Source organism: Streptomyces sp. NPDC001219 (assembly GCF_053597915.1).
Genome location: NZ_JBSFJF010000120.1, coordinates 1 through 14,470, shown reverse-complemented (window position 1 = coordinate 14,470; position 14,470 = coordinate 1). Strand labels below are relative to the sequence as shown.

Sequence of the window (14,470 nt, the reverse complement as noted above, 5' to 3'; positions counted from 1 at the left end):
AACCGGCAGGCCGTCACACACACGTTGGTGTAGTTGATGTTGCGCTCGATGATGTACGTCGCGATGTGCTCGGTGCCGGCGTAGCGGCGGCGGCGCGCGGCGTCGGCGGCCTTGCCCAGCGCGTGCAGCGGAGCCGAGCGGTACAGGTCGAGCGCTTCCTCCGGCGTGATGCGGCCGCCCTGCGCGGCGCGGTCGAGTACGGACTGGAGGTCGGCGTTCTCGGTCACCGGGGCGTCCCTTTCGCAGGCGGGCATCACGAACTGAACCAGCCTACGTCAGGGGTACGACAGCCCCGCTGTCGGCCGGACCGGCGCCCGGCCGGCGGGCCGCGCCGCCCGGCCGGACCGGGCCGCGCGCCCGCTCACTGCCGGGCGGCCGCCGCCTCCAGCAGCTCCACCGTCACATCCGCCGGGAACCCGGTCGTCGGCCCGACCCGCCGGGCGAACTCCTCGACGCCCCGCAGCTGGGCGGGCCCGAAACGGAAGTCCAGCGTGGTGAAGTACCGCTCCAGGACCGGCTCGTCGAAGGTCTCCCAGCGGGCCGCCTGCTCGGCGACCTTGGCGACCTCCTCCAGCGACACGTCACGCGAGGCGAGAAACGCCTCGTGCACCTTCTGCACCACGAGCGGCTCGCGCTCCAGGTACTCGCGCCGGGTCGCCCAGACGGCGAAGACGAACGGCAGCCCCGTCCAGTCCTTCCACATCTGGCCGAGGTCGTGCACCTCCAGCCCCAGCCGGGGCCCGTCGTGCAGATTGGCGCGCAGCGCGGCATCGCCGATCAGCACCGCCGCGTCCGCCTCCTGCATCATCAGACCGAGGTCCGGCGGGCAGGTGTAGTAGTCGGGCCGCACCCCGACCTTCTCGGCCAGCAGCAGCTGGGCCAGCCGTACGGACGTCCGCGAGGTCGAGCCCAGCGCGACCCGGGCACCGTCGAGCTGGTCCAGCGGCTTCTGCGAGACGATCACGCACGACATGACTGGGCCGTCGCAGCCGACGGCGAGGTCGGGGAAGGCGACGAGGTCGTCCGCGGCGCGCAGGAATTCGACGAGGGTGATCGGCGCGATGTCGAGCTCCCCGCGGACCAGCTGCTCGCTGAGCTTCTCCGGCGTGTCCTTGGTGAGGTCCAGATCGAGCAGGGTGCCCGTACGGGCGAGGCCCCAGTAAAGGGGCAGGCAGTTCAGGAACTGGATGTGGCCCACTCGCGGCCGGCTGCGACGGCGGCCGGCGTCAGCTCCCGCGGGTGCGTCTCCGAAGGTTGAATTGTCCACATGCGGAGGCTAGACCTGTCTCCCTTGAGGCAGCGCGGCGGGGCAGGGTATGGACGTTAGTGCGGTCGGTTAAACGTGATCTTTGGCTCTTCCGCCTCAGGAGCAGCACATGCTACGCTCAGCGCAAGTTGCAGTTTGGTTTCCCTTGCAGTACAGAGCCTGCGGAGCATGTGACCCCGCAGGCTCTTGTAGTTTCAGACTTCTTTGCAGGTTCTGGAGCAGGGCAACCCTTTGGCCCAAGGAGGGCTTATGGCTACCGGAACCGTCAAGTGGTTCAACGCTGAAAAGGGCTTCGGCTTCATCGCCCAGGACGGCGGCGGCCCGGATGTCTTCGTCCACTACTCGGCGATCAACGCCTCTGGCTTCCGCTCCCTGGAGGAGAACCAGCAGGTGAACTTCGACGTCACGCAGGGCCCGAAGGGTCCGCAGGCGGAGAACGTCACGCCGGTCTAAGTTGCCCGGCCCGGAATTTCTTCCAGGTCGCCCCTAAGCAGTACCCAAGGAGCCCTGCTCCGCCACTCCGGTGGCGAGCGGGGCTCCTGCCTTTTCCCCACCGCCGCCACGGCCCCGAATGTCATCCCCGTGAATTCTCACCGTCCGGCCCATGACACGCCCGAATGCCGCACCCCATTGAGAATTCCCCGGCCAATCCCCGCCGGTTCTGCGGGCCGCCTTGCCGCGGGGCGCTGATGGTCCGAACGGGGCAAAGGGAAATCCGGACAGACTTACGAGCCCGGTCGGCCGAAAGGCGGCCCGGCGGCGACCGGAGCCCTCCTCCTCGCCCGTCGCCCGAACCGGGTGGCGGCCCGGCAACACGAGGGGCGCCCGCCGCCCCCGGCGCAACCGTGTACCGAAGCGATCACGGAAAGTGGTCACATCGGAACATGCCCCGGCATACCGTGGGCAGAATGAGCGAGCACTTGCCCCCGCAGAAGCCGTGTCCCGACTGTGCCGGGAGAGGGACCGTGGACTGGGAGACGCCGACCGGCGACCGTGTCACGACGCAGTGCTCCGGTTGTGGCGGTACCGGGACCGTCCTGGCGTAGAGGAGGCGGAGGCGACATGGCGGCCTCTGGTGGGAACGGCAGGCCGGTCGGACTGGACGAACAGTTCGTCGGCAAGCTGCCGTGCTCGACCTGCGGGATACGGTCGATGAAACTGCCCGGCCAGCAGGGCGGGTTGTGCATCCCCTGCTACGCGGACGAATGCGCGGCCGCCGGGCGGCGGGCGGCGACGGCGGGCTCCTGGGTCACCGCGAGTTTCGTCGGCGATCCGTGTCTGGCGTGCGGGTCGCGGTCCGTTGACGCCAATGGCTGGGCGTTCTGGTGCAACACCTGCGACATGCAGACGGCGGTGGCCCTGCCGCCTCGGTGAGGAGACCCGAGGCAACGTGCCCCGTGGGGGCCCCCGTTGACGGCCTGGGCAGGGTGGCGCGAGGGGGCGGCGTGACGCCGTCCGGTGGAAAGTCAGCCAGACGCGGCGTCGCGGCATCGCACGTCAGCCCCCGTGCCACCTCCCCCACAGAGGTGACACGGGGTTCCAGTTTGACGCGCCGAGGGCTTTTGCTCCAGACCGGGGGTCACCCGCTTTCGTAAAGGCCCGCTATGTCTTTGGCGAAATCGCGGGCAACTACGGCCCGGCGGAGTTTCAGGGACGGGGTGAGGTGGCCGGTCTCCACGGTGAAGTCCGCCGGGAGGACGGCGAAGCGGCGGATGGACTCGGCGCGGGAGACCAGTTCGTTGGCGTCGTCGACGGCGCGCTGCAGGTCGGCCAACAGGTCCTTGTCGCGGACCAGTTGGGCGGGCGTCAGGTCCTGCTTCTTGTTCATCTGGCGCCAGTGCGCGAGACCGTCCGGTTCCAGGGTGAGCAGGGCGGTGACGTAGGGGCGGTTGTCGCCGATGACCATGCACTGGCCTACGAGCGGGTGCGAGCGGAGGCGGTCCTCCAGAGGGGCCGGGGCGACGTTCTTGCCGCCCGTCGTCACGATGATCTCCTTCTTCCGGCCGGTGAGGGTGAGGTAGCCGTCCGGGTCGAGGGCCCCGAGGTCGCCGGTCGCGAGCCAGCCCCGGTCGGTGACGGGGCGGGCCGCGCCGAGGGTCGCGTCCCAGTAGCCGGAGAAGACATGGTCGCCGTGGACCAGGACCTCGCCGTCGTCGGCGATGCGCAGGGCGGTGCCGGGGAGCGGCCATCCGACCGTGCCGATACGGGGCCGCAGCGGCGGGGTGACGGTGGTCGCGGCGGTCGTCTCCGTCAGGCCGTAGCCCTCGAAGATCTCGATGCCGGCGCCGGCGTAGAAGGCGGCGAGGCGGCGGCCGAGCGGGGAACCGCCGCAGAGGACGTGGCGGACCCTGCCGCCGAGTGCGGCGCGGATACGGCGGTAGACGAGGGGGTCGTAGAACTTGCGGGCGCCTTTGAGGGCGACGCCTGGGCCCGGTCCCGTCCCGTGTTCCCTGGCCTCGACGGCCTCGCCGTAGGAGCGGGCGACGCGGACCGCGCGGTCGAAGGAGGCGGCGCGGCCCATCCTCTCCGCGGCGGCCCGTCCGGTGTTGAAGACCTTCTCCAGGACGTACGGGATGGCCAGCAGGAACGTCGGCCGGAACCCGGCCAGGTCGGCGAGCAGGTCGTCGGTCCGGATGCTGGGCGCGTGGCCGAGGCGGACCCGGGCGCGCAGGCAGCCGACCGCGACCATACGGCCGAAGACATGGGAGAGCGGAAGGAAGAGGAGGGTGGCGGCGGGCTCCTCGCTGACCGCCTTGAAGACCGGGTGCAGCAGCTCGACGGCGTTGTCGACCTCGGCGAAGAAGTTGGCGTGGTGAGCGCGCAGCCCTTGGGGCGGCCGGTGGTGCCGGAGGTGTAGACGAGGGTGGCGAGGGCGTACGGGCCGGTGGCGGCGCGGCACCGGTCGACGGCCTCGTCCGGCACCTCACGGCCCGCCGCGACGAGTTGGGAGACGGCGCCGGTGCCGAACTGCCAGAGATGGTCGAGGACGGGCAGCTTCGCGCGGACGCCGCTGATCAGGCGGGTTTCTTCGACGCCCTCCACGACGCAGGCGCGGGCGCCGGAGTCGTGCAGAATCCACTGCGCCTGGTGGGCGGAGGACGTGGGGTAGAGGGGGACGGTGACCAGGCCGGCCGCCCAGGCGGCGAAGTCGACGAGGGTCCACTCGTAGGTCGTCCGGGCCATGATCGCGAGCCGGTCCCCGGGGCGGAGACCGTGGGCGATCAGCCCCTTGGCGACGGCGCGCACCTCGGCGGCGAACTCCGCGGCCGTGACGTCGCGCCAGATACCGCTGGGCTGCTTCCGGGCGAGCACGACGTCGCCCGGCGCCTCCTGCGCATTGACGAAGGGGAGATCACCGAGCGAACCACTGCGTACGGGGCGGGCCAGCGGGGGCACGTAGACCTCCCGGACCACCCCGTCGACCAGGGTCTTCTGCGGCTCGGTGAGGGTGGGGGAGGGGCCTGGTGCGGGGGCGGTGAGTGGTCCGGTGGGTGCGCTTTCCTGGTGGGACACGAGCGGCTCCTCGTTTTCCTGTACCGGGTTGCCGGTGGGTGGGCGCCGTGCGCCTACGCGCCGTGGGTGGTGGGTCGGAGGGGACGCCCGGTAAGCCGTCCTCGGCGCGGGCGGTCCTGGTCCCTGAGGTTGGGAGCCCCGTTGTTCGCTCCGGGTCCTGCGGGCGGCTCACCGGACATCCCCTCCGACCACCGTCCGTGCGCGGCTGACCCGCCGTACCGATCCCGGTTGCGGCACCACCCGTACGGCATCCCCTTGGCAGGCAGCTGGTTCGGCCCACCCGCAGCTTGGGCGCGGCTGAGTCGTGGTCGTGACGCGCGGTGTCACCGGGCCGCGGTCGGCAACGGGGGACGGTCGGAGGGGATGTACCGGGGCCCGCCCGCAGGACCGGAGCGAACGCCGGGGTACTCAATCGCTCGTACCCGCGTCGCCCGCGCCGAGGACGGGTCCCGGTGCGTCCCCTCCGACCCCCGCGGCAACCACGAACCCCGCAAGACCCCGGCCACCACCGGGCCCGCACCAACGTCCGACAGGGCGACCAGATCGCGCCCCAAAGGGGCGCGGGGAACTGCGCGCCCAGCCACAACACACCCGCAGCCGCACCCGCACCCGCACAAGAGCCGCACCCCCAGGCACCACTTCCCCACCGCACCCAGCCCACCGGCGGCGCCGAACTACCGCAGGCCATCGCGGCATCGGCCTCGCCGAGCCTGAACACCGGTACACACGGGGCGGATTGTGTCGGCGCGACAACGGCGAACGCAGCCGTCACCACACGGCTCACTCACGGCAGGGGAACGCACGGAACTCATGTCCTCGACCCAGCTCCTGACCCGACAGTAACCTTACTTCCGCGTAAATCTACGCGAGGGCCGGGAGTTGGCCAATGCCCGTGCACCACCTTCGTCCGGGCAGTTCCGGCCAGCCACAGGACGGGCCAGAAACCACCGGTCAAACCGCAGCCCCGGCCCCGGGCAGGACCGGAACCGGGGCAACAGACAGCGGCGGCAGACGGCAAGGCGGCGAGCGACGGAGAGCCGACGTCAACGCCCCGCGCGGAAGTGCCCCTCCTGGTCGACGAGACCGCCCCACCCCCACCGCTCCCCACCCATCAGCCGGCCGAGCCCGGTCCAGGCGAAGTTCATCATCGTGGCCGCGGTGTCCTGGGCCGACGGAGGCGCGACGTCAGCCGAAGCCCCGTCCCCCGCAGGGACATTGGCCCACTCGGCGAGCGACTCGGCCGCGCCGACCAACGCATGCGCGAGCCCGGCGACCTCACGTTCGGCGAGTTCGCCGGCGCAGCCCGCCTCCTTTGCGGCCGCACCGAGCAACTCCGTGACGAACTCGACCATGTCCGCCCGCAGCGCGGCCACTTCGCGCGCGAACGGCTCACCGTGCGCCCGCGCCTGCTGGTGGAGTACGGCCCAGCCGTACGGGTGCTCGGCGGTGTGCGCGAAGAAGCCCCGCAGGCCGCTCCACAGCTGCTGATCGGGCGCCACGCCCGACTCGGCGGCTGCCGTCACGGCCGCCATCAGCGCCTCCGACTCCTGCCGGATCACCGCGCTGAACAGGTCTTCCTTCGAATTCAGGTAGAGATAGACCAGCGGCTTGGAGACTCCGGCCAGTTCGGCGATCTCGTCCATCGAGGCCGCCCGGTACCCGCGCCGTGCGAACGTCAGCACCGCCGCGTCCAGCATCTGCCGCTCCCTGACGGCGCGCGGCACCCGCTTGCTCTTCACAGCTCCCACCCTGAAAGTCCCTCCATCCCGCCCCTTTACTGCAAAGTAAGTTTACGATCTTCGCTTCCCGCCCTTCACTCCTTGACACGTTCCCGCCATGACGAGACGATACGTATCGTCACGCTGGAATGGCGGCACACCGCCTTCGTCCACACCCCTTGGAGGACCGCCCCATGCAGCAGTTCATCGACGCCGGCCCCGGCATCCGCCTGTGGACCGAGCGGCGCGGCCCCGCCGACGCGAGCCCGCTGCTCCTGGTCATGGGCGCCCAGGCGGCCGGCGTCGGCTGGCCGGAGCCGCTGGTCGACGCGCTGGCCGCACAGCACCAGGTCATCCGCTACGACCACCGCGACACCGGGCGCTCCACCTGGTCCTTCGAGGAGCGGCCGTACCGGATCGCCGATCTCGCCGATGACGTGATCGCGGTCCTGGACGGGCTGGGCCTCGACCGGGCCCATGTCGTCGGTATGTCATTGGGCGGCATGCTCGCCCAGATGGTGCTCGCCGACCACCCCGACCGGCTGCTCAGCGCCACTCTCATCAGCACCATGGCCCTCAGCACCACCCCCTACACCCGCCCCGACGGCAGCACGGTCGCGGCCGACGCGCTTCCGGGCATCGCGCCCGAGGTCCTGGAGATGTGGGCCCGGCCGGTCGAGGATCACGGCGAGGCCGCCGAAGTGGAGCGCCGAGTCGAACAGTGGCGCGTACTCGCCGGTGACCAACTCCCCTTCGACGCCGACTACTACCGCGCCTTCGAGCACCACGTCATCGCGCACACGGGCCACCACCGGGCAGGCACCGCGCACGGCCGTGCGCACCACGACGGCATGCTCCGCACGGCCCAGCTCGCCCGCAACGAGGTACCGACCCTGGTCATCAGCGCCCCCGCCGAGCCGGTCTTCCCGCCGCCCCACCCCCAGCACCTCACCCAGTGCGTCCGCGGCGCACAGCTCGTCGAGATCCCGGGGATGGGGCATGCGCTGCCGCCGGCCGTCCACACACCGCTGGCGACGGCGATCCTGGCGCATACGGGGGCGGTGGGGACTGAGAGCGGTCCCGCCCAGGGCAGTTGACCAGGCCCCGGACGGGTAATCGGCGGACGTGAACGGGCCAAGGCGGACGTGAACGGGCGAAGGGCCCGCCCGCGGCGCGATGCCGCGGGCGAGCCCTTCCGTCTGCCTCAATGCGTGTTTCTCCAGGAGGCGTTCCTCGGCGGGACCTCAGGAAGGCTCCGCCCCGTTCGAGGACGTCGCCGAGCGCAGGGCCGACGGGTACGGGGCGTTCATCGCGAGATGGCCGAGAGACAGCCCGGCGACCGCGCCGGCGGCACCGGTCACCCAGCGCCAGACACCGGTGATGTCGAAGGTCAGCAGCGCGGCACAGCCGATGAGCACCACTGCGAGCACCAGCACGGACGGTGCCACGTAAAGCAGCCACGCGGAGTGCGGGTCCCAGAGTCGCAGGGCGCGCGGTTGGCCGTTCCCCACGGCGGCCTTCTCGACGGAGACGCCCTCGGCGGCCATCATCCGCGCATCGTCGGCCTTGAGCATCCCGTGCATCACCCACCCGTCGTCGGACACCAGCGCCGCCGGTGTGGCACCACCGGAGAGGCGCCCGCCACCGGCGCCGCGCCGGGCATCCCAGCACAGCCACAGATGCTGCCCCTTCAGGGAATCGGGGACGTGCTCCTCCGTGACATCGGCCAGGAAATGCGCGGTGCGGGATGACGCGGTGACCACTTTGAGGCACTGCTCTTCAGCGGAGTCCCGCCGCCAGAGGTCGGGCCCCAGGCATTTCCCGCGCACGGCCATGTCGGCATGACCCAGCCGGGAGAAGGAACGGAATCCACGGCGCATGGACAGGCCGACCACGGAGAGGACGATTCCGGCGGCCCAGGCGATGACGGCGATCCAGGTGCCACCGGTGCCCATCGTGGCGCCCTTCAGTGCCTCACCGAGGCTGCGCTCGTCCCCCGCGAGGGCGCCCAGTTCGGGATGTGCCGGGGCGTAGAGGACCGGGAGCTTGCCCCCGGCGTGCGGACGGTCGGGCGTCTCCGGGTGGACGGTTGCCGTCACGGGCACCCCACCCGCCTCCGGGGCAAGCCGGACGACCGCCGTGGAGGTGTAGTAGTCCTGGCCCTTGCTCGGATCGTGCAGCTCGACGTCGCTGATCTTCTCGATCGGTACGGCCGCGAACTCCGCCCCGGCATCGACGATCCGCTGCATGTGTACCGGCCGCTGGGGCGCACCCATCACCAGGGCGACAAGGGTCACCAGCACCGTGCAGACCCCGAGGTACCACGCGAGTGAACGCCCCTGCATGCCTCGGCGCGAGGGCAGCACCCGGGGCGGTGCGTCCGGTTCCGTGGCGCCGGGTCCGGACGCCTCCGTAGCCTCCGAGAACTCGGCGACGGAGATCGCGGCGTACGGCCGCCGCCCCCCTGCCGCGCGCTGGAACACGACGATGCCGCCGACACAGGCAAGTGCGCACCCCAGCGCGACAAGAATCGCCGTCCGGCGCGGCTGTGGGTCGGAACTGAAGAGCCACAGCGGCAGGACGGCGGTGATGGCCGCCAATCCCAGTGCGGCGAACCACGCCCCGGCCCGGCGCGGGGCCGGGCCCACCCGGCTGACGTCGGGCGCGGCCCCGGTTGTGGAGTGGTCAGCCGAAGACATCTCGTACCTCGTCGGTGGCGCTCTCGTTGCGGCCCTTGGTGCCCTGCTCGGCTGCCGTCCGGCCTTCCCCGGTGCTCTTCTTCACGTCGTCGAAACCGTCCTTGCCCTCGTTTCCCGCCACGCCTCCGGCGATGGGGACGACGGTGCCCCAAGCGGTGTCCATGTTCGCCTCATGGTTCGCGGGAGTGCGGTCCTCCATCTTGATATCCCGCATCATGTGGTCCATTTCCCTGTCGAAGCCTCGAAGCGAGCCGCCGACCCCGCCTGCCGCACCACCGGTGACGGCGGTGATCGCGGTCTGCCGCCCGTTGAGGTCCTCGCCCTTGCGAACGGAGTCCAGGTAATCGCCGGTGACGCCACCGGCCGCACCGCCCACCGCACCGCTGACGAAATCGCCACGGCCGAGGGCCGTCGCGACCTTTCCCGCTCCGGCACCGACGGACGCACCGCCGAGGCCGCCCATGAGGTTCGTGCCCCACTCCGGCCCCTTGCCGGAGAGGAGGCTGGTGGCCACACCGCCGGCCGTGCCGCTCGCCGTGTTCACCGCAAACCCCTCCATGGCTTTGATGCTGCTCTGCACCATCTGCGGCCTGAGGTAACGCGCGCCCTTGATCCCCCGATACGTCCGGGCGATGAGCCTCAGCATCCTGCCCAACTTACCTGCCGCGTCCAGGGCTCGTTTGGCCAGCATCGCCACCCGGGCCGTACCGACCGCGGCGGAGACACCGAGCGTCAGGAAGGACATGCCGATCGAGACACCGACGGAGATCCCGATCTCGATGTAGATGTCCTCGATTTCCTCATTGACCTCTTCAATGGATTTCGCAGCCTTCTCAAGCCCCTCAGCTGCTTCATCGAAATTCACGGTCACCTGGTCGACGGCCTTCTTGCACTGGTTCCAGTGCTCCTGGAAAGCATCGGCGGCCTCGCCCCGCCAGCTGTTTCCCACCGCGGCGTTGACCTGCTTGTCCAGAGCGCCGAAGATACGGTCGACCTCGGATTTCAGGTGGCGCCACTGCTTGGCGGCCTCCCTCAGTTCATCCGGCCGGCCACCCGGATGAACGATCTCGATTCCGAGTTCTACGATCTCCTCGGCTACGGACTCGTCCCCGCTCATCACTTACCCCCGTCGTGTTCCCCGAAGAGCGCCCCGACGCCCTGATCATTGACCTCCGTGTTCTTACCGACCTGCTTCAACGCGGCCCCGATCTCGTCGAGATGGGTGTATACGGCCTTCATCGCGCCGGCCACATCCGCGGAGTACTCGATGTACGCCGAGGTCACCTCTTCCGACTCGGTCAGGACACCGAAGCCGTCGGTGATCGCCTCTTCGCCGGTTTCCGCGGTGAACTTCTGGAGGGTCTTCTCCAGGTCGTAGGAGTGTTGCTCAAAGCTGCGAGCCAGCTTGACCAGCTCGCCATGGTCGACATACGACTCCTTGTCAGCCACTTGCACAGCCCCTTCCCCGTTGGATCGACGCGCTCTGAGACATGCTTCCGCTTCCACGCCAGCTTAAGCGCAAGGCACTTGCGGCCCGAAAGCCTTGAGGAGGCATCAATTGGCGAAGAGTCCATACGCGATGTCCCGGCCTCGCATATGCAACGCGTTACGCCGATAACTGAGCACAGTGCACTTCATGCCCAAAGGTACGTAAAGCAGTGACAAGTTCAGGTAAGGCGCATACTGACATGGAATTAACAGGGCGCACCTTTGCCGACAACGGCAACGACCGGCCGGTGCGCCACCGGCCGGTCGTCCGCCGCAACACACCGGCGAAATGTCCTTCTGTCTCTGCTGCTTACCTCACGAGTCCGGTGGCCCCTACGCGGCAGCCGCCACCGGAACCGCCCCCTTCTCGTCCGCGCCCTCGGCGTCGGCCGTCTCCGGGCTGATGCTCCGCGCGCCGTTGTAGGCCTCCCGGTCGAGGATCTTCTCCCGGGCGGAGACCAGGATCGGGATGACCGACTGGCCGGCCACGTTGGTGGCGGTGCGCATCATGTCCAGGATCGGGTCGATGGCCATCAGCAGGCCGACGCCCTCCAGGGGCAGGCCCAGGGTGGACAGCGTCAGCGTCAGCATGACCGTCGCGCCGGTCAGGCCGGCGGTGGCGGCGGAGCCGATGACGGAGACGAAGGCGATCAGGAGGTAGTCGCCGATGCCCAGCTGGACGTCGAAGATCTGGGCGATGAAGATCGCGGCGATCGCCGGGTAGATCGAGGCGCAGCCGTCCATCTTGGTCGTCGAGCCGAACGGCACCGCGAAGGAGGCGTACTCGCGGGGCACGCCGAGGCGCTCGGTGACCTGCTGGGTGACCGGCATGGTGCCGACCGACGAGCGGGAGACGAAGGCCAGCTGGATGGCGGGCCAGGCGCCGCGGAAGAACTGGAGCGGGTTGACCTTGGCGACGGTCGACAGCAGCAGCGGGTAGACGCCGAAGAGGACGAGCGCGCAGCCGACGTAGATGTCGACGGTGAAGGTCGCGTACTTGCCGATGAGGTTCCAGCCGTACGTCGCGATGGCGTTGCCGATGAGGCCGACGGTGCCGATCGGGGCGAGGCGGATGACCCACCACAGGGCCTTCTGGAGCAGTTCGAGGACCGAGCGGCTGATCGTGAGGACCGGCTCGGCCTTCTCGCCGAGCTGCAGCGCCGCGATACCGGCGACGGCGGCCATGAAGACGATCTGGAGGACGTTCAGCTCGGTGAACGGCGTGATGATGTCGGTGGGGACGATGCCGGTCAGGAAGTCGATCCAGGAGCCGGCCTCGTCGGGGGCCTTGCCGTCCTTGGGAGTCAGGCCGGTGCCCGCGCCGGGGTTGCTGAGCAGGCCGATCGCCAGGCCGATCGCGACCGCGATCAGCGAGGTGACCATGAACCACAGCAGGGTGCGGGAGGCGAGCCGGGCGGCGTTGTTGACCTGCCGCAGATTGGTGATCGACACCAGGATCGCGAAGAAGACCAGCGGCGCCACGGCCAGCTTCAGGAGCTGGACGAAGAGGTCGCCGACCTGCTGGAGCGTGGTGGTGAGCCAGCCGACGTCACCGCTCTTGGCGACCCAGCCGAGCAGCACGCCCAGGGCGAGGCCGGTCAGGATCTGCACCCAGAACGGGACCTTGGGTATGCGGGTGGACTTGGGGGGCCGGGGGGCCTGTGAGGACTCGGCGGTCTCGGCAGACGTGGACAACGGACACACTCCGGGGACAGGTAAAGGCGTCGGGGGACGGCGAAAAGAAGCGCCGGGAACTCGAGCGGCTGCGGAGCAGCAGCGTGCGGGCCTCTCCCGCCCGGAGGGGTGGGGAGAAGGGTCTCCAGCCGCTGGAGGAGCTGAGGTCAGCGGCGGCAACAGGCCGCGGACATACAGCGGCAGAGATCGACATGCAGGCGCGCCACGAGCGAGGTGCTCATGGGGGACGGAGGCGCGGCTGCTGTCTTCATGGCAGGTACGTTAACACTTGAACTTTGAGGAACCCAAAGAAAATCTTTGGGTTCGCCGGGGGCCGCACACCGGACACTCCGTCAGAAACGCGACCGGCGCCCGGCCGTGGAGCGAAGTCCACGGCGCGGGCGCCGGTCGCGAGGAAGCAGTTGTGAGGCGTCTTACACCAGGTCGGGGCCTTACTTCAGGCCGTCCTCCTGGCCGGCGCTGGCCGCGAGACGCTCCCGCTGGCGGTCGACCTTGACGGCGATCTGCTCGGACATCGCGTCCCGCTGCTTGCGCAGCAGCACGAAGCTGAGCGGCGCGGAGATCACGATGGCGAGCAGCAGCATCCAGACCGTGTTGGCGGAGCCGATCGCGAGCGGAATGACATGCGCGTACGCCAGCAGCCACACCACGGCGAACGAGGCGACGAAGAGGCCGATGCGAAGGGCGGTGTAGCGGAGCGTGGCGAAGTTGTGGCTACTCACGGATGGGACCTTCTCCTCAACGGCAACCTAAAGGGTCTGCATCCAGTCAAGCACAGCGCTTCGGGCGATCTTCGCGGCCCCCGGCACGGCCGCCCCGCACCGCACCGCCCACGGCCCGGCGGCCGCCCCGGCCCGCCCGTCAGCCCAGATCCAGCCACATGGTGATGTCGTCGCGGTAGTCGTCGTCGGCCACCCGGATCGCGCCGGGCACCCGGCCGACCTCCCGGTAGCCGCAGGCCTCGTAGAAGGGGCGGGCGCCGGAGCCGCCGCGGCAGGTGAGGCGGAGGGCGGCGACGCCCTCGACGGAGCGGGCGGCGTCGGCGACCTCGGCCATCAGCCGGCGGCCGGCGCCCCTGCCCTGGAGGTCCGGGTGGACCATGACGGTGTAGACCCACAGCCAGTGCCGCATCAGCCGGTGATCGTTGGCGGTGAGGAACGCCGTGGCCAGGACCCGGCCGTCCGCGTCGCGGCCGGCCACCAGGCGCTGGCGGCCCTCGGCCATCGCCGTCAGATGCTTGAGCAGGTCCGGACGGACATCCTCGGGCGTCACCGGCGGGACGAAGCCGACCGCGCCGCCCGCGTTGGACACATCGGCCCACAACGCGCATATTCCGTCACGGAGTTCGGGGGTGAGGGAAGGGTCCAGGTCGAAACGCACGTTCATGACCCGGACCCTAACGCTCCCCGGCAACGGGGTTCCGTCGCAGGTCAGACGCGCATCGGCTGCGGCGACTCGCGGCGGTCCGGGTCCGGGCCCGGGTACTCGCGGATGGCCTCGTAGCGGGTGTTGCGCTCGACGGGGCGGAAGCCGGCGTCGCGGATCAGCTCCAGCAGGTCCTCACGGGTCAGCTTGTTCGGCGTGCCGTAGTTGTCCGCGTCGTGCGTGATCTTGTACTCGACGACCGAGCCGTCCATGTCGTCCGCGCCGTGCTGGAGGGCGAGCTGCGTGGTCTGGAGACCGTGCATGACCCAGAAGCACTTGACGTGCGGGACGTTGTCGAAGAGCAGGCGGGAGACCGCGAAGGTCTTCAGGGCCTCGGCGCCGGTCGCCATGGTCGTCCGGGCCTGGAGCTTGTTGCGGACCTTGCCGTCCTGCATGTCGACGAAGTCGTGCTGGTAGCGCAGCGGGATGAAGACCTGGAAGCCGCCGGTCTCGTCCTGCAGCTCACGCAGCCGCAGCACGTGGTCGACGCGGTGGCGGGGCTCCTCGATGTGCCCGTAGAGCATCGTCGAGGGGGTCTTGAGACCCTTCTCGTGGGCGAGGCGGTGGATACGCGACCAGTCTTCCCAGTGGGTGCGGTGGTCGACGATGTGCTGCCGGACCTCCCAGTCGAAGATCTCGGCGCCGCCGCCGGTCAGCGACTCCAG

General features: G+C 69.9%; 11 protein-coding genes and 3 pseudogenes. 3 read left to right on the top strand and 11 right to left on the bottom strand.

All coding sequences use genetic code 11. The features are described from left to right. Together ACWC9R_RS35935 and ACWC9R_RS35930 are read right to left on the bottom strand one after the other, a co-directional pair. Positions 1-227 (bottom strand): annotated as a pseudogene (locus ACWC9R_RS35935) (dehypoxanthine futalosine cyclase); the annotation flags it as partial. A 134-nt stretch (positions 228-361) separates the two neighbouring features. Then, positions 362-1,267 carry a menaquinone biosynthetic enzyme MqnA/MqnD family protein gene (locus tag ACWC9R_RS35930; protein WP_450737978.1) on the bottom strand — a complete coding sequence of 302 codons (906 nt, stop codon included), beginning with the start codon at positions 1,265-1,267 and terminating at the stop codon, positions 362-364. 249 nt (positions 1,268-1,516) lie between these two features. Between ACWC9R_RS35930 and ACWC9R_RS35925 the strand changes: the two genes are divergently transcribed. After that, complete coding sequence (locus ACWC9R_RS35925) at positions 1,517-1,720, top strand: cold-shock protein (RefSeq protein ID WP_003984261.1); 204 nt, start codon at positions 1,517-1,519, stop codon at positions 1,718-1,720. A 609-nt stretch (positions 1,721-2,329) separates the two neighbouring features. Then, positions 2,330-2,641, top strand: coding sequence for a hypothetical protein (locus ACWC9R_RS35920; RefSeq protein WP_362613279.1), 312 nt, complete (start codon positions 2,330-2,332; stop codon positions 2,639-2,641). A 205-nt stretch (positions 2,642-2,846) separates the two neighbouring features. On the opposite strand, the pseudogene ACWC9R_RS35915 reads toward ACWC9R_RS35920, so the two are convergent. Both ACWC9R_RS35915 and ACWC9R_RS35910 read right to left on the bottom strand, forming a co-directional pair. After that, positions 2,847-4,780, bottom strand: a pseudogene (locus ACWC9R_RS35915) (AMP-dependent synthetase/ligase). 1,043 nt (positions 4,781-5,823) lie between these two features. After that, positions 5,824-6,528 carry a TetR/AcrR family transcriptional regulator gene (locus tag ACWC9R_RS35910; protein WP_450737976.1) on the bottom strand — a complete coding sequence of 235 codons (705 nt, stop codon included), beginning with the start codon at positions 6,526-6,528 and terminating at the stop codon, positions 5,824-5,826. Positions 6,529-6,692: 164 nt separating this feature from the next. Between ACWC9R_RS35910 and ACWC9R_RS35905 the strand changes: the two genes are divergently transcribed. Further along, entirely contained in the window at positions 6,693-7,595 is a 903-nt protein-coding gene (locus ACWC9R_RS35905) for an alpha/beta fold hydrolase (RefSeq protein WP_450737974.1), read from the top strand. A 147-nt stretch (positions 7,596-7,742) separates the two neighbouring features. Here the strand turns inward: ACWC9R_RS35905 and ACWC9R_RS35900 are convergent, their stop codons facing one another. From ACWC9R_RS35900 to ACWC9R_RS35870, 7 genes and pseudogenes are all read right to left on the bottom strand, one after another. Continuing rightward, entirely contained in the window at positions 7,743-9,197 is a 1,455-nt protein-coding gene (locus ACWC9R_RS35900) for a hypothetical protein (RefSeq protein WP_450737972.1), read from the bottom strand. Next, the gene (locus tag ACWC9R_RS35895; RefSeq protein WP_450737970.1) at positions 9,184-10,314 is read right to left on the bottom strand and encodes a WXG100 family type VII secretion target; all 1,131 of its coding nucleotides are present in this window, start codon (positions 10,312-10,314) and stop codon (positions 9,184-9,186) included. The genes ACWC9R_RS35900 and ACWC9R_RS35895 overlap by 14 nt, the downstream gene beginning before the upstream one ends. Beyond that, the gene (locus ACWC9R_RS35890; protein ID WP_450737968.1) at positions 10,314-10,646 is read right to left on the bottom strand and encodes a hypothetical protein; all 333 of its coding nucleotides are present in this window, start codon (positions 10,644-10,646) and stop codon (positions 10,314-10,316) included. Before ACWC9R_RS35890 ends, ACWC9R_RS35895 begins: the two co-directional genes overlap by 1 nt. 372 nt (positions 10,647-11,018) lie before the next feature. Beyond that, a complete protein-coding gene (locus ACWC9R_RS35885) occupies positions 11,019-12,380 on the bottom strand; it encodes a dicarboxylate/amino acid:cation symporter (RefSeq protein WP_450737967.1) in 1,362 nt (453 codons plus the stop codon). A 431-nt stretch (positions 12,381-12,811) separates the two neighbouring features. Next, on the bottom strand, positions 12,812-13,102 hold the full coding sequence (locus ACWC9R_RS35880) for a DUF4229 domain-containing protein (protein ID WP_450737965.1): 291 nt from the start codon (positions 13,100-13,102) through the stop codon (positions 12,812-12,814). 139 nt (positions 13,103-13,241) lie between these two features. After that, a complete protein-coding gene (locus tag ACWC9R_RS35875) occupies positions 13,242-13,766 on the bottom strand; it encodes an N-acetyltransferase family protein (RefSeq protein WP_450737964.1) in 525 nt (174 codons plus the stop codon). 44 nt (positions 13,767-13,810) lie between these two features. Next, positions 13,811-14,470: pseudogene (locus ACWC9R_RS35870) on the bottom strand (aminofutalosine synthase MqnE); the annotation flags it as partial.

Excerpts from the sequence above, each read along its gene's own strand:
- ACWC9R_RS35900 (WP_450737972.1), bottom strand. The coding sequence starts at position 9,197 with ATGTCTTCGGCTGACCACTCCACAACCGGGGCCGCGCCCGACGTCAGC.
- ACWC9R_RS35875 (WP_450737964.1), bottom strand. The coding sequence starts at position 13,766 with ATGAACGTGCGTTTCGACCTGGACCCTTCCCTCACCCCCGAACTCCGT.
- ACWC9R_RS35895 (WP_450737970.1), bottom strand. The coding sequence starts at position 10,314 with ATGAGCGGGGACGAGTCCGTAGCCGAGGAGATCGTAGAACTCGGAATC.
- ACWC9R_RS35925 (WP_003984261.1), top strand. The coding sequence starts at position 1,517 with ATGGCTACCGGAACCGTCAAGTGGTTCAACGCTGAAAAGGGCTTCGGC.
- ACWC9R_RS35905 (WP_450737974.1), top strand. The coding sequence starts at position 6,693 with ATGCAGCAGTTCATCGACGCCGGCCCCGGCATCCGCCTGTGGACCGAG.
- ACWC9R_RS35920 (WP_362613279.1), top strand. The coding sequence starts at position 2,330 with ATGGCGGCCTCTGGTGGGAACGGCAGGCCGGTCGGACTGGACGAACAG.